The 17,564-nt window shown below is 69.6% G+C and carries 17 protein-coding genes; 9 read left to right on the top strand and 8 right to left on the bottom strand.

Translation table 11 applies throughout. The features are described from left to right. Positions 1 to 203: 203 nt before the first annotated feature. Positions 204 to 722 (top strand): hypothetical protein, encoded by a 519-nt coding sequence (locus VHD82_RS11120; RefSeq protein ID WP_325700695.1) that lies wholly within the window; start codon positions 204 to 206, stop codon positions 720 to 722. A gap of 41 nt (positions 723 to 763) precedes the next feature. Here VHD82_RS11120 and VHD82_RS11115 read toward each other — a convergent pair whose 3' ends face one another. Both VHD82_RS11115 and VHD82_RS11110 read right to left on the bottom strand, forming a co-directional pair. Further along, positions 764 to 1,390: an alpha-ketoglutarate-dependent dioxygenase AlkB gene (locus tag VHD82_RS11115; protein WP_325700692.1), complete on the bottom strand. Its 627-nt coding sequence runs from the start codon at positions 1,388 to 1,390 to the stop codon at positions 764 to 766. Positions 1,391 to 1,429: 39 nt separating this feature from the next. Continuing rightward, positions 1,430 to 2,620, bottom strand: coding sequence for an RtcB family protein (locus VHD82_RS11110; RefSeq protein WP_325700689.1), 1,191 nt, complete (start codon positions 2,618 to 2,620; stop codon positions 1,430 to 1,432). A gap of 199 nt (positions 2,621 to 2,819) precedes the next feature. On the opposite strand from VHD82_RS11110, the gene VHD82_RS11105 reads away from it, so the two are divergent. Continuing rightward, positions 2,820 to 4,190, top strand: a complete 1,371-nt coding sequence (locus VHD82_RS11105) for an FAD-binding oxidoreductase (protein ID WP_325700686.1) — start codon at positions 2,820 to 2,822, stop codon at positions 4,188 to 4,190. Here the strand turns inward: VHD82_RS11105 and VHD82_RS11100 are convergent. Continuing rightward, positions 4,180 to 4,974, bottom strand: a complete 795-nt coding sequence (locus VHD82_RS11100) for a class I SAM-dependent methyltransferase (protein WP_325700683.1) — start codon at positions 4,972 to 4,974, stop codon at positions 4,180 to 4,182. The two genes, VHD82_RS11105 and VHD82_RS11100, sit on opposite strands and share 11 nt — an antisense overlap. 44 nt (positions 4,975 to 5,018) lie before the next feature. Here VHD82_RS11100 and VHD82_RS11095 point away from each other — a divergent pair, with 44 nt between their 5' ends. Further along, entirely contained in the window at positions 5,019 to 6,458 is a 1,440-nt protein-coding gene (locus VHD82_RS11095) for an LCP family protein (RefSeq protein ID WP_325700681.1), read from the top strand. Here the strand turns inward: VHD82_RS11095 and VHD82_RS11090 are convergent. Further along, a complete protein-coding gene (locus VHD82_RS11090) occupies positions 6,362 to 7,291 on the bottom strand; it encodes an alpha/beta hydrolase (protein WP_325700678.1) in 930 nt (309 codons plus the stop codon). The genes VHD82_RS11095 and VHD82_RS11090 overlap by 97 nt on opposite strands. Before the next feature lie 51 nt (positions 7,292 to 7,342). On the opposite strand from VHD82_RS11090, the gene VHD82_RS11085 reads away from it, so the two are divergent. Beyond that, positions 7,343 to 7,861, top strand: coding sequence for a CGNR zinc finger domain-containing protein (locus VHD82_RS11085; RefSeq protein ID WP_325700675.1), 519 nt, complete (start codon positions 7,343 to 7,345; stop codon positions 7,859 to 7,861). A 146-nt stretch (positions 7,862 to 8,007) separates the two neighbouring features. Here VHD82_RS11085 and VHD82_RS11080 read toward each other — a convergent pair whose 3' ends face one another. Continuing rightward, positions 8,008 to 8,727: an IclR family transcriptional regulator gene (locus VHD82_RS11080; RefSeq protein WP_144751402.1), complete on the bottom strand. Its 720-nt coding sequence runs from the start codon at positions 8,725 to 8,727 to the stop codon at positions 8,008 to 8,010. 140 nt (positions 8,728 to 8,867) lie between these two features. Here VHD82_RS11080 and leuC point away from each other — a divergent pair, with 140 nt between their 5' ends. From leuC to VHD82_RS11065, 3 genes are all read left to right on the top strand, one after another. Further along, positions 8,868 to 10,280 (top strand): 3-isopropylmalate dehydratase large subunit, encoded by a 1,413-nt coding sequence (leuC, locus tag VHD82_RS11075; RefSeq protein ID WP_325700670.1) that lies wholly within the window; start codon positions 8,868 to 8,870, stop codon positions 10,278 to 10,280. Between the two features lie 22 nt (positions 10,281 to 10,302). Continuing rightward, entirely contained in the window at positions 10,303 to 10,902 is a 600-nt protein-coding gene (leuD, locus tag VHD82_RS11070) for a 3-isopropylmalate dehydratase small subunit (RefSeq protein ID WP_325700667.1), read from the top strand. A 220-nt stretch (positions 10,903 to 11,122) separates the two neighbouring features. Beyond that, positions 11,123 to 11,743 (top strand): HU family DNA-binding protein, encoded by a 621-nt coding sequence (locus tag VHD82_RS11065; RefSeq protein WP_325700664.1) that lies wholly within the window; start codon positions 11,123 to 11,125, stop codon positions 11,741 to 11,743. A gap of 95 nt (positions 11,744 to 11,838) precedes the next feature. On the opposite strand, the gene VHD82_RS11060 is transcribed toward VHD82_RS11065, so the two are convergent. The 3 genes from VHD82_RS11060 to cofC form a co-directional block, all read right to left on the bottom strand. Continuing rightward, positions 11,839 to 12,777 carry an NUDIX hydrolase gene (locus tag VHD82_RS11060; protein WP_325700658.1) on the bottom strand — a complete coding sequence of 313 codons (939 nt, stop codon included), beginning with the start codon at positions 12,775 to 12,777 and terminating at the stop codon, positions 11,839 to 11,841. Further along, a complete protein-coding gene (locus VHD82_RS11055) occupies positions 12,774 to 14,951 on the bottom strand; it encodes an RNA degradosome polyphosphate kinase (protein ID WP_414637490.1) in 2,178 nt (725 codons plus the stop codon). Before VHD82_RS11055 ends, VHD82_RS11060 begins: the two co-directional genes overlap by 4 nt. Positions 14,952 to 15,088: 137 nt before the next feature. After that, positions 15,089 to 15,751 carry a 2-phospho-L-lactate guanylyltransferase gene (gene cofC, locus VHD82_RS11050; protein ID WP_414637486.1) on the bottom strand — a complete coding sequence of 221 codons (663 nt, stop codon included), beginning with the start codon at positions 15,749 to 15,751 and terminating at the stop codon, positions 15,089 to 15,091. Positions 15,752 to 15,784: 33 nt separating this feature from the next. On the opposite strand from cofC, the gene VHD82_RS11045 reads away from it, so the two are divergent. Together VHD82_RS11045 and VHD82_RS11040 are read left to right on the top strand one after the other, a co-directional pair. Further along, positions 15,785 to 16,492 carry a lysophospholipid acyltransferase family protein gene (locus tag VHD82_RS11045; RefSeq protein ID WP_325700650.1) on the top strand — a complete coding sequence of 236 codons (708 nt, stop codon included), beginning with the start codon at positions 15,785 to 15,787 and terminating at the stop codon, positions 16,490 to 16,492. Next, positions 16,492 to 17,502, top strand: a complete 1,011-nt coding sequence (locus tag VHD82_RS11040) for an NAD(P)H-dependent glycerol-3-phosphate dehydrogenase (protein ID WP_325701248.1) — start codon at positions 16,492 to 16,494, stop codon at positions 17,500 to 17,502. The genes VHD82_RS11045 and VHD82_RS11040 overlap by 1 nt, the downstream gene beginning before the upstream one ends. Positions 17,503 to 17,564 lie beyond the last annotated feature (62 nt).

Below are 17,564 nucleotides of genomic sequence, written 5' to 3'. Positions count from 1 at the left end.
GCTCACAGCGGTCTTGGTCTCCTTCACGAGCCAATTCGGGTGCCGACGGGCAAAGTGGGTATGCAACGTTCGTGATCGTCACGTGAACTGAAAGGGGGACTCCGGCCGTGAACGGACCATTCGGGCGCGCAGCCCGATTCTGGCGCCGTATCCACCTAGGTCGTAACCCACTGGCCAGACGCTCGGACCGGGTCGAGGCGGCGATGCTCCTGGTCGTCGTGCTGGGTCTGCTGATCGCACTCCCGCTCGCCGGGATCGTGGGGGCCCACACCTATTCCGGGCAGCTCGCGGCTTCCGCCGAGCAGCACCAGACGCGCCACCTCGCCACCGCAACCCTGCTCCAGGACGCTCCGACCCCCGTGCCGGCGTCCGACAGCGCGTATCTGGGCAGCGGCACCGGTTCCGCCGGCACCGCCGCGCACTGGACCGTCGCCGGCGGGGTCGAACGCTTCGGCACGATCGCCGCCGACCCGGGCACGGCCGCCGGGACGAAGGTGCCGATCTGGCTGTCCGCCAACGGCGACCCCGTGCCCGCCCCGCTGTCCGGGGCGGACGCCGCGACCACGAGCGTGCTCGCCGGGGTGTTCTCCTGGCTGGTGGTGGCGCTCGCGCTGGCCGGCCTGTACTGGATCGCCCGCTTCGTACTGGACCGGCGGCGTGCCACGCGCTGGGACCGCGAGTGGGCGCACGTGGGGGATCGCTGGGCGCGCGGCCGTAACTGAGCCGCCCGGCGCCGTGGGGACGGCGAGCGCGGCGGGCCCGGTCAGCGGACGCCCTGGGGGCGGAACTGGATGCTGATCCGCGGGCCCAGCGGTTTGCCGCTCTTGGGGATGGCGTGTTCCCAGGTGCGCTGGCACGAACCGCCCATGACGATCAGGTCGCCGGGGCCCAGTGACTGGCGCACCGTGGCCCCGCCGCCGCGGGGCCGCAGCAGCAGCGGGCGCTGCGCGCCGACGGAGAGGATGGCGACCATCGTGTCCTCGGTGGAGCCACGGCCGATCGTGTCGCCATGCCACGCGACACTGTCCCGCCCGTCGCGGTAGAAGCACAGACCCGCCGTCACGAACGGCTCGCCAAGCTCGTCGGCGTAATGCCGGCTGAGCGCCGCGCGTGCGGCGTCCAGCGAGGGGTCGGGGAGCCGGTCGTGCTCGCCGTAGAAGCTGAGCAGCCGTGGCACGTCGACCACCCGGTCGTACATCCGGCGGCGTTCGGCATGCCACGGCACGTCCCGCGCGAGCCGTTCGAACAACCTGTCCGCACCGGCGAGCCAGTTCGGCAGCACGTCGATCCAGGCGCCGTCGCTCAGCGGCGTGCGCCGGAGCGCCGTCAACGGGGCGAGCGCGATCTCCTCGGTCTGGCCGAAGAGCGACCCCTGCAGTTCTACGCTCATGCCCCCAGTTTACCACCCTGATCGAACATATGTTCGCTATCAGCCCTTCACGCAGACCACCTGCTTCAGGTGCGCGACCACCTCGACCAGATCGGTCTGCGCCGCGATGACCGAGTCGATGTCCTTGTAGGCGGCCGGGATCTCGTCCACCACGCCGGCGTCCTTGCGGCATTCCACCCCGGCCGTCTGCGCGGCGAGGTCGGCCGCGGTGAACGTCTTGCGGGCCTTGGTCCGCGACATCCGCCGCCCCGCGCCGTGCGACGCGGAGTGGAACGAAGACGCCTCGCCGAGTCCGCGCACGATGTACGAACCCGTGCCCATGCTGCCCGGGATGATGCCGAGATCGCCCGCGCCGGCCCGGATCGCGCCCTTGCGGGTCACCAGTACTTCCACGCCGTCGTAGCTTTCCTCGGCGACGTAGTTGTGGTGGCAGGAGATCGGCTCGTCGAACCGGGTGCCCGGCAGCTGTTCGGCCACCGCGCGCTGCACGAGCGCGACCATCGTCGCCCGGTTGCGGGCCGCGTAGTCCTGTGCCCAGAACAGGTCCCGCCGGTAGGCCGCCATCTCCGCGGTGCCCGCGACGAACACGGCGAGATCCCGGTCGGGCAGATCGGCGTTGTGCGGCAGCCGCCGCGCGATGTCGATATGCCGCTTCGCCAGCTCGTTGCCGATCCCGCGCGAACCCGAATGCAACATCAGCCACACGCGCCCCGCGTCCGGGCCACCCTGTTCGAGACAGATCTCGATGAAATGGTTGCCGCCGCCGAGACTGCCCAGCTGCGCCCGCGCGCGCTCCCGCATTTTCTGGACGCCGTCGTGAAGTTCGCCGAAGGCCGACCAGAACGCGTCCCAGCCGCCGAGGCCGGGCACCCGCGCGGGCGGCACCGGGTTCTGGTGCATCGAGAAGCCGACCGGTACCGCCGACTCGATCCGCCGGCGCAGCGAACCGAGGTCGTCCGGCAGTTCGTTCGCGGTCCGGGAAGTGCGCACCGCGCTCATCCCGCACCCGATGTCCACCCCGACGGCCGCGGGGGACACCGCGTCACGCATCGCGATCACGCTGCCGACTGTGGCGCCCTTGCCGTAGTGCACGTCGGGCATGACCGCCAGCCCGTGCGTCCACGGCAGGTTGGCGACGTTGCGCAGCTGCCGCATCGCCGCTTCCTCGACCGACGACGGGTCGGCCCACATCCGGATCGGCACGCGTGCGCCCCGCAGTTCGGTGTGCATGTCCAGATCATCGCGCGCCGCCGGGACGCGGCGCCACCGGATTAATTCGGTGTCCGAAAAGGACAGTCCGGTTAGGACGCTGAGATCGAGTTTCGGGTTGAAGTGGCAACAGGTGCGGACCTTCGCCTCTGTCTCACGCGCGCCGGCCCGGTGTGTGCTCCCTGCGGGGACGCGTGAACACGAACTCAGGGAGGGACCCATGACTTCACCGGCGACCGGCGTGCTGCGGGAGCGAATCCGCGGCACGGTCATCACCCGCGAGGACGCGGCCTACGACGAGGCCCGCAAGGTGTACAACGGAATGATCGACCGCAGACCGCTCTTCGTGGTCCGGCCCGCCGACGTCGAGGACGTGCGGGCGGCGGTGAACTTCGCCCGGGACAACGGCTTGGACCTCGCGGTGCGCGGCGGGGCACACAGCGTGCCCGGGTTCGGCACCGTCGACGACGGGCTGGTCATCGACCTGTCGGGGATGCGAGCGGTCGAGGTGGACCCGAAGCAGCGGACGGCGACCGCGCAGGGTGGCGCCACCTGGGGCGATTTCAACGACGCGACCCACGAATTCGGCCTCGCCACACCGGGCGGGATCATCTCCACCACCGGCGTCGCCGGGCTCACCCTCGGCGGTGGCATCGGCTATCTCAACCGCGCCTACGGGCTTTCCTGTGACAACCTCCTTTCCGCACAGGTGGTCACGGCCGACGGCGGGCTCGTCACCGCGAGCGAGCGCGAGCACCCCGATCTCTACTGGGCGCTGCGCGGCGGCGGCGGGAACTTCGGGGTGGTCGTCTCGTTCGAGTTCGCGGTGCACCCGGTGGCCGAGATCTACGGCGGCCCGATGTTCTTCGAACTCGACAAGGCGGCCGACCTCCTGCGGTTCCACCAGGAGTTCATGATGGACGCTCCCGAGCAGTTCGGCGGCTTCCCGGCCTTCCAGATCGCGCCGCCGCTGCCGTTCATCCCCGAGGAACGGCACGGGGAACCGTTCGCGCTGTACGTGCCCTGCTGGGCCGGGCCCATCGAAGAGGGCGAAGCGGCGCTCAAGCCACTGCGTGATCTGGCACCCACCGTCGCCGAACTCGTCGGCCCGATGCCTTATCCCGCACTGAACAGCGCCTTCGACGCGCTGCTCCCCCCGGGACTGCAGCACTACTGGAAGGCGAACTTCGTCACCGAACTGACCGAGGACGCGATCGCCGCGCACGTCGAGCACGGCCCGAAACTGCCCGCGGTGAACTCGACCATGCACATCTATGCGATCAACGGCGCCTGCCACCGGGTCGGCCCGCAGGACACCGCGTTCGCCTACCGGGACGCGAACTTCGCCACCAACATCGCCGGGATGTGGCCCGATCCGGCGGACAACGAGGCCGGCAAGGCCTGGGTGCGCGAGTACTACGACGCCACCGCCCCGCATTCCGAGTCCGGCGGCTACGTCAACTTCATGGCGGGTGACGACCAGGACCGCATCCGCGAGAACTACCGCGGGAACTACGACCGGCTGGTGCAGGTGAAACGCGCCTACGACCCGGACAACCTGTTCCACCTCAACCAGAACATCAAGCCCTGATCGCTCTCACGATCCACGTTCGTGAGTCGAACAGCACACCGTTCTCAGTGGCGTGACCGGCGAGGGTGCTGCGTAACCGTGCGAGCGCACCCCGCCGGTCCTCGCTGGCCGCGAGCGCTTCCTTCGGGCCCTGCAGGCCCAGCAGGAAACCCTCGGCGGTGGCCGGGTCCGGGCCGAAGTAGACCGGTGCCCGCACCTCGGTGAACCGCGGTTCGCCGAACCCTGCCCCGGTGAGGATTTCCGTCACCGGGCCCGGGTCGGCGAACGAGAACGCCGAAGGCGGCGGCGGGAGTTCCTCGCCGGGCGCGAGTGCTTCGTGTGGCGCCGTGGACCATTCGTTGTGGTCGCGGTCCTGCCACACCAGGATCGCGAGCCGCCCGCCGGGCCGGAGCGCGCGGGCGAGATTGGTGAACGCGGCAACGGGATCCGCGAAGAACATCACCCCGAACCGGCTGACCACCAGGTCGAACGCGGCTTCGGGGAACGGATGCGTCTGCGCGTCGCCCTGTTCGTAGCGCACGTTGGGCAGTTCGCTGCTGAGCTTCCGCGCGTGTTCGAGCATCACGGCGGACACGTCGATGCCGACCACTTTCCCCGCGTACGGGGCCAGATCGCGGGTCGAGACTCCGGTGCCGCAGCCCACGTCGAGTACCGACTCGTCCTCGCGCACGGCGGCCAGCGCCCGGAACCGTCCGTCGATCGCCCGGGTTTCGGCCTCGAAGATCTCCGCGTACCGGACACGGTGCGCGCCCGCGTCGGCGTTCCAGAACGACCGGTCACTCATTCTTTCACGGTATCCGCATACCGCCGGTGCTTTGCTTCGATCTTGTGAGCGCGTCTCGATCGGCGAAAATCACGGGCCGGACCGTGATCGCGCTGGTGTCCCTGCTGGTGTTCGGCGGCACACTGGTGGCCTGGACCCAGGTCAGCAGGCTCAACGGGCTGTCCACCGCGGACGTGATCGACGCCGGTGCGGCCGCCGGGCCCGCCGAGGCACAGAACATTCTCCTCGTCGGCCTCGACACCCGCACGGACGCGCAGGGCAACGAACTGCCGCAGAGCATTCTGGACCAGTTGCACGCCGGGGATGCCAGTGACGGCGGGGACAACACGGACACGATGATCGTGATCCACATCCCGGCGGGCGGGAAGAACGCCTCCGCGTTTTCCATTCCGCGCGATTCCTACGTCCAGCTCGCCGGCGGCTACGGCAAGCACAAAATCAACTCCGCCTACACCTACGCACAGGTGGCGGCGGCGAACAAGCTGCGCGCGCAGGGAGTGAGCGGCGCGCAGCTGAACGTGCAGGCGGCACAGGCCGGGGCGAAGAACGCGATCCAGACGGTGCAGCAGTTCACCGGGCTCACCATCAACCACTTCGCTTCGGTGAACCTAGTCGGGTTCTACGACATCAGCGAAGCGATCGGCGGGGTGCCGGTCTGCCTCAACACCGCGGTGCACGATTCGTTCTCCGGAGCCGATTTCCCGGCGGGGGAGCAGACGCTCTCGGGCGCGCAGGCACTGGCCTTCGTGCGGCAGCGGCACGGGCTGCCGGGCGGTGACCTCGACCGGATCCGGCGGCAGCAGGCGTTCATGGCGAGCATGGCGCACACCGTGCTGTCGGCGGGCACCCTCACCGATCCCGGCAAGCTGAGCGGTCTCATCGACGCGGTGAAGAAGACCGTGGTGATCGACCAGACCTGGGACGTCTTCTCGTTCGCGCAGGAGTTGCAGAACCTGGGCTCGGGCCGGATCCAGTTCCAGACCATCCCGGTCGGCAACCCCGCGCTGCAGACCTCGGACGGGGATGCGGTGCAGGTGGACCCCACACAGGTCCAGTCCTTCATCCGGCAGGCGATCGGCGGCACCGGTCCGTCCACAGTGGCCACCCCGACCACCACACCGACGGCGAACTCGAACGCGCTCGTCGATGTGGAGAACGCCGGCGGCGTCACCGGGCTCGCCGCGCGAGTGGCCAGGGAACTGACTGACCAGGGCTACCGCACGGGCGATGTGGGCAATGTCTCGTCCCGCAAGACGACCGTGGTGGACTACCCGCCAGGAGAGCGGGCGGAGGCGGAAAGCATCGCGCAGGTACTGGGTTCCTCGGTGGGCACGGCCCTGGATTCCGCACTGCGCTCCAGACATTTCCGGGTGTACCTCGGCACCGACTACGCGGGGCCGGGCACCGTGACGCCGGCGGCGGTCACCTCGTCCGCCCCTGCCACGCCGGCCATCACCGCGGGCGGGACGAACTGCGTCAACTGACGTCCTTTGTGTCCGTCTCCGGCTCCGAGGAAGCCCAGCAACGCGGTGGTCAGCTCGGCCGGGGCGTCCTCCTGCACGAGATGACCGGCGCCGGGGATCAGCTGTAGTTCCGCGCCGGGGATGGCATCGGCGAGCGCCTTGCCGCGTTCGACGGGGATCCACTCGTCTTCCAAGCCCCAGCAGACCAGTGCGGGCAGGTCGATCTCGCCGTACCGGCCTTCGATCTCGTCGGTGTAGCGCTGGTCGGCCTGCGCGATCTGGCGGTAGAAACCAGCCTGCCCCTGCTCGCCGAGCCACGGTTGCACCAACCTGTCGGACACCGCGGGCAGCAGGCCGCCGTGGCTGGCTGACGAGATGTACTCGCGCAACAGAGCCGCGTGCAGCGCGGGCGGAATCTGCTCGAACACCGCCGGGTTGTCACGGACGAGCCGGAAGAACGGGCTGCCCCACGGGGCCAGTGCGACCGGGTCGACGAGCGCCAGCCGGGAGTACGCGGCGCCGTGCAGCAGATGGGCGCGCAGCGAAACAGCACCGCCGAAGTCGTGTGCGACGACGGCCGGCCGTGGCAGATCCCAATGCTGTAGCAGGTCGGCGAAGATCCGCCCTTGCGTCGCCGGCGAAACGTCGTCGGCGTGGTCGGAAAGCCCGTAACCGAGCATGTCCCAGACGTAGACCTCGTGGTGGCGGGCCAGCGACCGGGCCACGGCGCGCCACACCACCGACGAGAACGGGGTGCCGTGCAACAGGACCACCGGGGGCCCCGCGCCGATCCGGTCCCAGCGCACGGTTCCGCCCGGGGTCGCGAACTCCTCGCGCAATGTCCACTCCACCACGGCGAACTCCTCTCGTTACCGACTTAAGGGTTTAGATGGTAACGTAGTTGTATGCCGTTCGCCCGGGTCGCCGCCCCCGATTCCCTTGTGCGGTTGGAGACGTTTTGTAACTCGGCGCGGTTTCTGTACGGGGAGGACGCCTTCGGTGACGTGGCCGGCGCGGGCAAGTGGTTGCGCGCGCACGAGATGCCGGTGCGCGGGCTGGATGAGTGCGGACTGGCCCGGCTGACCGAGGCGCGCGAGGCGATCCGCGACCATCTCGGCGGCGAGACCGGAGCGACCTTGAATCGTTACACCGCCGAGGTTCTCACCGGCCCCGTGTGGGCGCCGGACGGGCGCGCGGTGCTGGAACCGAAGGTGGGCACGGGAGTCGACGGCCTGCTCGGGGAGTTGCTGGCAGAGCTGTGCACGGCCGCGCTTCGCGACGAGACGGCACGGCTGAAGGTCTGCCGCGCGCCGGAATGCCGGTGGGTGTTCTACGACCGCTCGCCGGCGGGGAACAGCGTGTGGTGCTCCATGGAGATCTGTGGCGCCCGGCACAAGATGCGCGCGTATCGAGCGCGGCGTTGAGGTGTGGGATGGCTGTGTCCGCTGGTGCCCGGCGTTGAGGTGCGGCGCGGCTTTATCCACTGGTGCCCGGCGCAAGATGCGCGGCCACCGAGCCCGGAAACAGTGATGGGGCGCGGCACCCCGGCCACGCCCCATCCTCAAAACCCCTAGAGCCGTTCCTGCAGCGCCTCCGCCGCGGCCAGCAGGTCGGCGGCCCAGCGGGCGCCCGGCTTGCGGCCGATCCGTTCCACCGGGCCGGAAACCGACACCGCCGCGATGACCGTGCCGGAGGAATCCCGCACCGGAGCCGAAACACTGGCTACGCCCGGCTCGCGTTCGGCCACACTCTGCGCCCAGCCACGACGACGGACCTCCAGCAGTGTGCGCTCCCCGAACACGGCATCCGCCAGAATCGCCCGTTGCGTGTGCGGATCGGCCCACGCGGCAAGGACCTTCGCTCCCGAACCGGCCGTCATCGGCAGCCTCGAACCGATCGGCACGGTGTCGCGCAGCCCGCTCGTCGGCTCCGAAGTCGAGACACAGACCCGCTGCACGCCGTCCCGCCGGTACAGCTGCACGCTTTCGCCGGTGATGTCGCGCAACTTCGGCAAAATCGACCCAGCGGCGTCCAGCAGCGGATCCGTGGTGCCGCCCGCCAGTTCGGAAAGCGCGGTGCCGGGGCGCCAGCGGCCGTCGGGGCCGCGGCGCAACAACCGGTGCACTTCGAGGCCCACCGCGAGCCGGTGCGCGGTCGCCCGGGGCAGTCCGGTGCGGGTGCACAGTTCCGCGAGCCCGCAAGGATCTTCGGCGACGGCTTGGAGAACGGCCACGGCTTTGTCGAGAACGCCGATACCGCTGTGCTGGTTGGAAGGGCTATGCTGTCCCACGACGCGATACTAGCTTCCCGAAGAATGGGAAGTCCACAATCTGGGAAATATCGAACTCGAGTTGCGGACGACCGCGCTCGCGGCCGGGCTCCGTGATCGGGTTCCTTTGCTCCCAACCAACCTCTTTGGGAGGAGCGCAGATGACCGCGACACGGCCCCGCACGCTGGCCGAGAAGGTGTGGGAGGCGCACACGGTGCGCCGCGGCGAAGGCGCGGAGCCCGACCTGCTCTACATCGACCTGCACCTGGTGCACGAAGTCACCAGCCCGCAGGCGTTCGACGGGCTGCGGCTGGCGGGGCGCCCGGTCCGGCGGCCGGATCTCACCATCGCCACCGAGGACCACAACGTCCCCACGATCGACATCGAGCTGCCGATCGCCGACCCGGTGTCCCGCACCCAGGTCGACACCCTTCGCCGCAACTGCAAGGAGTTCGGCGTTCGGCTGCACCCGATGGGCGACGCCGAACAGGGCATCGTGCACGTGATCGGCCCGCAGCTCGGGCTGACCCAGCCGGGGATGACCGTGGTGTGCGGCGACAGCCACACCTCCACGCACGGCGCCTTCGGCGCGATGGCCTTCGGTATCGGCACTTCCGAGGTCGAGCACGTGCTGGCCACCCAGACGCTGCCGCTGAAGCCCTTCAAGACGATGGCGATCAACGTCGAGGGCACGCTGCGCCCCGGCGTCACGGCGAAGGACATCATCCTCGCGGTCATCGCGAAAATCGGCACCGGCGGCGGCCAGGGGTATGTCCTGGAGTACCGCGGCAGCGCGATCCGCGCGCTGTCGATGGAGGCGCGGATGACCGTGGCCAACATGTCCATCGAAGCGGGCGCCCGCGCCGGGATGATCGCTCCGGACGAGACGACCTTCGCGTACCTCAAGGATCGTCCGCACGCGCCGAAGGGCGCCGACTGGGACGCCGCGGTGGAGAACTGGAAGTCGCTCCCTACCGACGAGGGCGCGGAGTTCGACGCCGAAGTGAGCATCGACGCCGACGAGCTGACCCCGTTCGTCACCTGGGGCACCAACCCCGGCCAGGGCCTGCCGCTCGCTGCCGCGGTGCCGGACCCGGAGCAGATCGCCGACGAGAACGAGCGCTTCGCCGCCGAGAAGGCCCTGTCCTATATGGACCTGAAGCCCGGCACGCCGCTGCGTGAGGTCGCCGTGGACACCGTGTTCCTCGGTTCCTGCACCAACGGCCGGATCGAGGATCTGCGGGCCGCGGCGGACGTGCTGCAGGGCCGCAAGGTGGCCGACAGCGTCCGGATGCTCGTCGTCCCGGGCTCGATGCGGGTCCGCCAGGCCGCCGAAGCCGAGGGGCTGGACAAGGTCTTCCTCGACGCCGGCGCGGAATGGCGCCAGGCTGGCTGTTCGATGTGCCTTGGCATGAACCCGGATCAGCTGAAGCCGGGCGAGCGCAGCGCCTCCACCTCGAACCGGAACTTCGAGGGCAGGCAGGGCAAGGGGGGCCGGACGCACCTGGTCTCCCCGCTCGTCGCCGCTGCCACGGCAGTGCGCGGCACCCTGTCCAGCCCCGAGGACCTCTGAACTGACAAGGAGCTCACCCACCATGGAGCCGTTCAAGACACACACCGGCATCGGCGTCCCGCTGCGCCGGTCCAACGTGGACACTGACCAGATCATCCCCGCCGTCTACCTCAAGCGGGTCAGCCGCACCGGTTTCGAGGACGGGCTGTTCGCGGCCTGGCGCGGCGACGAGACCTTCATCCTGAATCAGGAACCCTTCAACGCGGGCACCGTGCTCGTCGCCGGACCGGACTTCGGCACCGGCTCTTCGCGCGAACACGCTGTCTGGGCATTGATGAACTACGGCTTCCGGGTCGTCATCTCCGCCCGCTTCGCGGACATCTTCCGTGGCAACTCGGGCAAGCAGGGACTCGTGGCCGCCCAGTGCGAGCAGTCCGACGTCGAGCAGCTGTGGAAGATCCTGGAAAACGAGCCGGGCACGGAGGTCACGGTCGACCTCGAGGAGAAGACCGTGCGGGCCAAGGACTTCGTCGCGCCCTTCACGATCGACGACTACACCCGCTGGCGGCTGCTCGAGGGGCTCGATGACATCGCTCTCACCCTTCGACACGCCGAGGAGATCGACAACTTCGAGGCCAACCGTCCCAACTGGAAGCCGGTGACCACCTCCCCGGCCGCCTGAAAAGCACAGATTCCCTGCTCAGCAAGGGAATAGCGGACTAGCGCAAGCACGCCGGACGGCGCGCGGAAGACCCGCAAAGGGTCGCTCGGAGGGCGGAAACCATGCCCCGGGCGGTAAAAAATTCCGCGCGCCGTTTGGAATTTCCGGGCAGTTGGTAATACCGTGTGCGCAAGTCGGCCGATGTGGCCGTGTGACAAGTAGTTCTTCATGGAGGACTGGAATGGCCAACAAGGCCCAGCTGATCGAGGCGCTCTCCGAGCGTTTGGGCGACAAGAAGGTTGCGTCGGAAGCCGTCGACGGTCTCGTCGACATCATCATCCGCACGGTGAACAAGGGCGAGAAGGTGAACATCACCGGCTTCGGTGTGTTCGAGAAGCGCGCTCGCGCCGCCCGCACCGCGCGCAACCCGCGCACCGGTGAGACCGTGCGCGTGAAGAAGACGAACGTGCCCGCCTTCCGCGCCGGCACCACGTTCAAGGACGTCATCAGTGGCGCCAAGAAGCTGCCGAAGGCCACCGCGGTGAAGCGTGCGACCACGTCCTCGTCGCGCGCGACCACCACGCGTGCCACCACGACGCGGGCCACCGCCTCGCGTGCCGCCGGCACCCGGACCACCACGCGTCCGACCGCCACCCGCAGCACCACGGCCCGCGCCACCACCACGCGTACGCGTGCGGCGGCCGCCACCAAGGCAGCGCCGAAGACCGCGGCGAAGACCACCGCGGCCAAGGCCACCACGGCGAAGAAGGCCACCACCAAGGCCGCGCCGAAGACCGCGGCGAAGGCCACGGCCCCCAAGGCGGCGGCGAAGAAGACCACCGCCGCCCGGAAGAAGAAGTAACTCCGTTCACTCGAACGGCTCTCGGCAGGGCCCCCGCGAACACCGCGGGGGCCCTGCCGCGTTTGCGGTGTGCGGCGGCTCAGGCGCGAAAGTGCTTACCTGGCCGAAGGAGCCGGGTGCGGAAGCGCTGTCGGGTAGTAGTCCGCGGCCGCCAGCCGGGGGCCACCGTTGCCCGCGCCGCCCCGGAAGGACAGCACCCACAACGAACCCTTCTTGCTCGGCGCGAGCCCGCCCTTGCCCGCGGGCAACGTCAGGCCGGACCGTTCCGCCAGTGTCGTCACCACATCGGGGATGACGCCGCCCTGGCTGGACACGATCGGCGTGCCGCCGCCGGCGACGAAACCGAGCAGCCGGGCCAGCCCGCGCGCGGGATCGGCCCAGTAACCCTCCTCGGACAGCAACGGTTCCTGGGTGATCTCGACGCCGAGGACCCCGGCGAGCTCGCGCACCGTCTGCACGCAGCGCAGCCGCGGCGCGGAGAACACCCTGTCCACTCCGAACAACGGGGCCAGTGCCGCCACCGCGCTCGCCTGCCGCAGCCCGGCGGGGGAAAGCGGCCTCAGATCGTCGTCTCCGGTCCATTCCTCGCGCTTGCCCGCCTTGGCATGGCGGACCAGCACGAGCTTGCTCAGCGGCACAGCCACGGCGGTGAACGCGCGCAGCACGTCGACGTCCGTCGGGTAGCTCAGAACTTCCGCGGCCTCGCCGGGAGCCAGCCAGCGCAGCCGGTCCACCTCGTCGTTCGGCCGGAACTCACCGGGGCCGGCCTTCGCGGCGAAGTAGTCGACCACCTTCCGCCCGTCCGGCACCTGGTACTCCACGGTGCGCAGGTGCCTGCCGAGCACGGCGTGGAAACCCGTCTCCTCCAGCACCTCGCGCACCGCCGTGGCCGGGATCGTCTCCCCGGCGTCGTGCTTTCCCTTGGGCAGCGACCAGTCGTCGTAGCGCGGCCGGTGCGCGACCGCGACTTCCGGTCCGTGCCCGCTTTCCCGCCAGAGCACCGCACCGGCCGCGCGGATCGGATCCTGGCTCACCCGTTCGTCCCGTGCAGTTTCAGCAGTTCGACCTGGTGGTCGCGGACCTTGGTGCCGTCCGCGGGCGACGGCGACCATTCCCCGGTGGCGGTGAGCACCCAGCACCGGGTCTCCGGATCGAGCGCCGAATCGAGTATGGAATCGAGCTGCGCGGTCAATTTCGGGTCTTTGACGCAGACCAATGCCTCGATTCGCCGGTCCAGATTCCGGTGCATCATGTCGGCACTGCCGATCCAATGGGATCCGCCCGCCCGGAAATGGAAGATCCGGGAATGCTCCAGGAACCGTCCGAGAATGGAACGGACCGAGATGTTCTCACTCAAACCAGGCACCCCCGGCTTGAGTGCGCAGATACCCCGGACGACGACCTCCACCGGCACGCCCTGCTGTGAAGCGCGGTAGAGCGCGTCGATGACCTGTTCGTCCACCAGCGAGTTGCACTTGATCCGGATCGCGGCCGGTTTGCCCGCGAGCCTGTGCTCGATCTCCTCGCCGATCATCCGCAGGATGCCGCGCCGGATCCCGTTGGGGGAGGTGAGGATGTTGCGGTAGGTCTCCTGCCGCGAGTACCCGGTGAGCACGTTGAACAGATCGGTCACGTCCGCGCCGATCGCCGGGTCGGCCGTGAGCAGGCCGAGATCCTCGTACAGCCGCGCGGTCTTCGGGTTGTAGTTGCCGGTGCCGATGTGGCAGTAGCGGCGGATGGTGGCGCCTTCCTGCCGCACCACCATCATGATCTTGCAGTGCGTTTTCAGGCCCACCAGGCCGTAGACCACGTGCACGCCCGCGCGTTCCAGCGTGCGGGCCCAGGAGATGTTGGCCTCCTCGTCGAAGCGGGCCTTGATCTCCACCAGTGCCACGACCTGTTTGCCCGCCTCGGCCGCGTCGATGAGCGCGTTCACGATCGGGGAGTCACCGGAGGTGCGGTACAGCGTCTGCTTGATCGCCAGCACCTTGTCGTCGTGCGCGGCCTGCTCGATGAAGCGCTGCACGCTCGTGGAGAACGAGTCGTAGGGATGGTGCACCAGGACGTCCGCCTCGCGCAGCGCGGCGAAAACGCTCTTGGGCGTCTCGCGTTCGCCGAAGGCCGGATGCGTGGCAGGCACGAACGGCCGGTCCTTGAGCTCCTTGCGGTCCAGCCCGGAAAGCTGGAACAGGCAGGTCAGATCGAGCAGCCCCGGCACCTCGACCACGTCGTGCGGATCCACTTCCAGTTCGCGCAGCAACAGATCGAGCATGTGCTCGCTCATGTCCTGCGCGACCTCGAGGCGCACCGGCGGGCCGAACCGCCGTTGCGCCAGTTCGCGTTCCAGCGCCTGCAGCAGATCCTCGTCGCGGTCCTCCTCCACCTCGAAGTCCGCGTTGCGGGTGACCCGGAAGACGTGGTGCTCGGTCACCTCCATCCCGGTGAACAGCTCGCCGAGGTGCGCCGCGATCAGTTCCTCCAAGGGAAGGAAGGTGGCCGTGCGGGTTTCCCGTTGGGGCTCCACGCGAATCAGCCGCGGCACGTTGTTCGGCACCTTCACGCGCGCGAACCGTTCCGTGCCGCCCTCGGGATCCCGCACCGTGACGGCGAGGTTCAGCGACAGCCCGGAGATGTAGGGGAACGGGTGCGCGGGGTCGACGGCGAGCGGGGTGAGCACCGGGAAGATCTGCTCGCTGAAGTAGTTCGACAGGCGCAACTGATCGGCCGCGTCCAGATCCGCCCAGCCGACGAGGTGGATGTCGTGCTCGGTGAGCTCGGGCCGCAGGTTTTCCTCGAACGCCAGGGTGTGCCGTTCCACCAGATCCTGGTTGCGCTTGGCGATGTAGGCCAGTTGCTCGCGCGGGGTGAGCCCGTCCGCGCTGCGCACCGGCAGTCCGGTCTCGTCGCGGCGTTTGAGACCCGCGACCCGGACCATGTAGAACTCGTCCAAATTGGACGCGAAGATGGCGAGGAACTTGGCCCGCTCCAGCAACGGCTGTGACGAGTCCTCGGCCAGCGCGAGCACGCGCGCGTTGAAATCCTGCCAGGACAGCTCGCGGTTGAAGTAGCGGTCGTCGGGCAGGGACTCGGGGGAGGCCACCGGCGCCGGGGTGGTCACCGCGGGCGGCGCCGACGGCACGGCACGGAACTGCTGCGGGGGCTTGGCGTCGCCGCCGGTGCCCTCGGACTGGGCGGTCTGGTCCGGGATGCTCGTCTCGTCGCTGCTCACCCGGCCATTGTTCCTCACTTCGGGGGCGGTTGCCGATACTCCGATCGCCGCCGTGATCAAGGCGCCGGTGGTGCGCCCGAGGATCCGGAGAAATTGACCCAGCGGACGCCCGATGTTCACGCGACGCGCTCCTGGAGAAGCAGTTCCGCGGTGCGCGCGCCGAGCCCGAGCTGCCGGGCGTGCGCCAGGTCGGCTGGGCTGTCCACGTCCCGGCGCAGACCCGGCGCCGCCAGCCGGAGCGGGTGCGCGCCCGACTCCGTGTGCGCCGGCGCGGAACCCACGCCGAACCTCGGGTCCAGCGCCGCGCCCCGAGCGGATAACAACAGTGTGGTTCCGGTGCCTTCCCAGTCCGCGGTGAACGCCCGCCGCCCGTCGGCTTCGGCGATCGCGGCGGCCAGTTCGCCGGCGCGCAGCGCGGGCAGATCCGCCTGCAACGCACCGATCACCGCGTTCGGATAGTCCGCCCGCAGCCGTTTTTCCCCCTGCCGCAAGGCGGCGTTGAGACCGTGCGGACCCTGCTCCGCGACGATTTCGACGCCCGTGCGGCGCAGCCGCTCGACCGCGGGCACGTCGCTCGCCACCACCAGCACGCGCTCGACCACCTCCACCGCGGCGCTCAGCGTGTCTTCGGCCAGCGCCAGCACGAGTTCGGGATGCGCGGCTTCGGTGACGGCCCCGCGCAGCCTGGACTTGCCGGCGCGCGGAGGCTTCAGCGGGACGACCAGGACTACCGGTACGGGCACGCCACCATCTTCCCTGATCCCGCCCCCTAGGATCATCGGGAGGCAATGGAGAACACAAGTGGAGGAGCCTTGGCCGGTCGTGAGAAGGGCGGATTCTGGGTCGGAGCCGCCGCCGCCCTGTTCTACCCCGTGAGCTTGATCGGCAGGCGCGTCTACACCGGCGCGGAGCGGATCCCGCGCGAAGGCGGGGCCTTGCTGGTGATGAACCACGTCTCGCACATGGACCCTGCCGTGGACGCCGTGTTCGTGCACCGCAACAAGCGGGTGCCGAGGTTCCTGGCGAAGGACAGTGTGGCCAAGGCGCCCATCTTCGGGCGCATCTTCCTCGGCTCGGGCGGTATTCCGGTATACCGGGGTTCGGCCAGCGCGGGCGACAGCCTGCGCGCGGCGCATCAGGCGCTCGCCGAGGGCAAGGTCGTCGTGATCTATCCCGAGGGCACCATCACCAAGGACCCAGACGGCTGGCCGAAGCGCGCGTTCACCGGTGCTGCCCGGCTCGCGATCGGCAACGACGTGCCGGTCATCCCGATCGCGCGCTGGGGCACCAACGAGATCCTCGACTTCTACCACAAGAAGCTGCGCTTCCTGCCGCGCAAGACGGTCACGCACGCGGTCGGCGAGCCCATCGATCTGTCCGCGTACCGCGACAAGGAGCCCACCGCGCCGGTGCTGCGCGAGGTGACCGAACTGATGATGGGCCGGATCACCGACCTGCTGGCGGAAGTCCGCGGGGAGGCCCCGCCCGCGAAGAAGCCGGAGCCGGCGGACGGCGAGTGATGGAGCCACAGCGCATCACGGTGCTGGGCGCGGGGTCGTGGGGCACCGCGTTCGCCAAGGTGCTCGCCGACGCGGGCCGCGACGTGACGATGTGGGCCCGCCGGCCCGAGATCGCCGCGGAGATCTCCGGCGAGCACACCAATTCCGGTTACCTGCCCGGGATCGTGCTGCCCGGCAGGCTGACCGCGACGTCGGATGCCGCGGCGGCGCTCGATGGGGCGCAGGCCGTGGTGCTGGCCGTGCCGAGTCAGAGCCTGCGCGCGAATCTCACCGGCTGGCGCGATCTGCTGCCGCCGGACGCGACGCTCGTGAGTCTCGCGAAGGGCGTGGAGCTCGGCACGCTGAAGCGGATGAGTGAAGTGATCGCGGAGATTTCCGGTGCGGGCGCGGGCCGCATCGTCGTGGTGACCGGTCCGAACCTGGCGCGGGAAATCGCACAGGAACAGCCTGCGGCGGCGGTGCTGGCGTGCGTGGACCATGAGCGCGCGGTGGCGATCCAGCGTGCCTGCTCCACGTCCTACTTCCGGCCGTACACCAACACCGACGTGGTGGGCGCGGAACTCGGCGGCGCGTGCAAGAACGTGATCGCGCTGTCGTGCGGGATGGCGTCCGGGCTCGGCTACGGCGCGAACACCCTGGCGACGCTGATCACCCGCGGGCTCGCGGAAACCGCCCGGCTGGGCGCGAAACTGGGCGCGGACCCGCTCACGTTCGCCGGCCTCGCGGGAGTGGGGGATCTGGTCGCGACGTGCTCTTCGCCGCTCTCCCGTAACCGCGCTTTCGGCGAACGGCTCGGCCGCGGGGAGACGCTGGCGCAGGCGCAGGCGGCTGCGGGCGGACAGGTCGCGGAGGGCGTGATGTCGTGCTCGTCCATCCGCGAACTCGCCCAGACCGCGGGCGTCGACATGCCGCTGACCGATGCCATGCACCGCGTCTGTCACGAGGGCGTCGACCCGCGCCAGGCCGGGGCCGCGCTACTGGGCCGCGAACGCAAACACGAATGGTCCTGAGTCCGCGCCGCTCGTCGTGACGTGGCGCCCAGTTCGTGGGATCGGGTTGACGCGGCCGGTGC

The sequence above is a fragment of the Amycolatopsis sp. genome, from assembly GCF_035546795.1.
Taxonomy (GTDB): Bacteria; Actinomycetota; Actinomycetes; order Mycobacteriales; family Pseudonocardiaceae; genus Amycolatopsis_E.
Note: the sequence above shows the minus strand (reverse complement) of the source record. Positions and strands in the feature narration are given on the sequence as shown.

Excerpts from the sequence above, each read along its gene's own strand:
- VHD82_RS11040 (WP_325701248.1), top strand. The coding sequence starts at position 16,492 with ATGGAGCCACAGCGCATCACGGTGCTGGGCGCGGGGTCGTGGGGCACC.
- VHD82_RS11085 (WP_325700675.1), top strand. The coding sequence starts at position 7,343 with ATGCCGTTCGCCCGGGTCGCCGCCCCCGATTCCCTTGTGCGGTTGGAG.
- VHD82_RS11120 (WP_325700695.1), top strand. The coding sequence starts at position 204 with ATGCTCCTGGTCGTCGTGCTGGGTCTGCTGATCGCACTCCCGCTCGCC.
- leuD (WP_325700667.1), top strand. The coding sequence starts at position 10,303 with ATGGAGCCGTTCAAGACACACACCGGCATCGGCGTCCCGCTGCGCCGG.
- cofC (WP_414637486.1), bottom strand. The coding sequence starts at position 15,751 with ATGATCCTAGGGGGCGGGATCAGGGAAGATGGTGGCGTGCCCGTACCG.
- leuC (WP_325700670.1), top strand. The coding sequence starts at position 8,868 with ATGACCGCGACACGGCCCCGCACGCTGGCCGAGAAGGTGTGGGAGGCG.
- VHD82_RS11105 (WP_325700686.1), top strand. The coding sequence starts at position 2,820 with ATGACTTCACCGGCGACCGGCGTGCTGCGGGAGCGAATCCGCGGCACG.
- VHD82_RS11065 (WP_325700664.1), top strand. The coding sequence starts at position 11,123 with ATGGCCAACAAGGCCCAGCTGATCGAGGCGCTCTCCGAGCGTTTGGGC.
- VHD82_RS11115 (WP_325700692.1), bottom strand. The coding sequence starts at position 1,390 with ATGAGCGTAGAACTGCAGGGGTCGCTCTTCGGCCAGACCGAGGAGATC.
- VHD82_RS11110 (WP_325700689.1), bottom strand. The coding sequence starts at position 2,620 with ATGCACACCGAACTGCGGGGCGCACGCGTGCCGATCCGGATGTGGGCC.
- VHD82_RS11100 (WP_325700683.1), bottom strand. The coding sequence starts at position 4,974 with ATGAGTGACCGGTCGTTCTGGAACGCCGACGCGGGCGCGCACCGTGTC.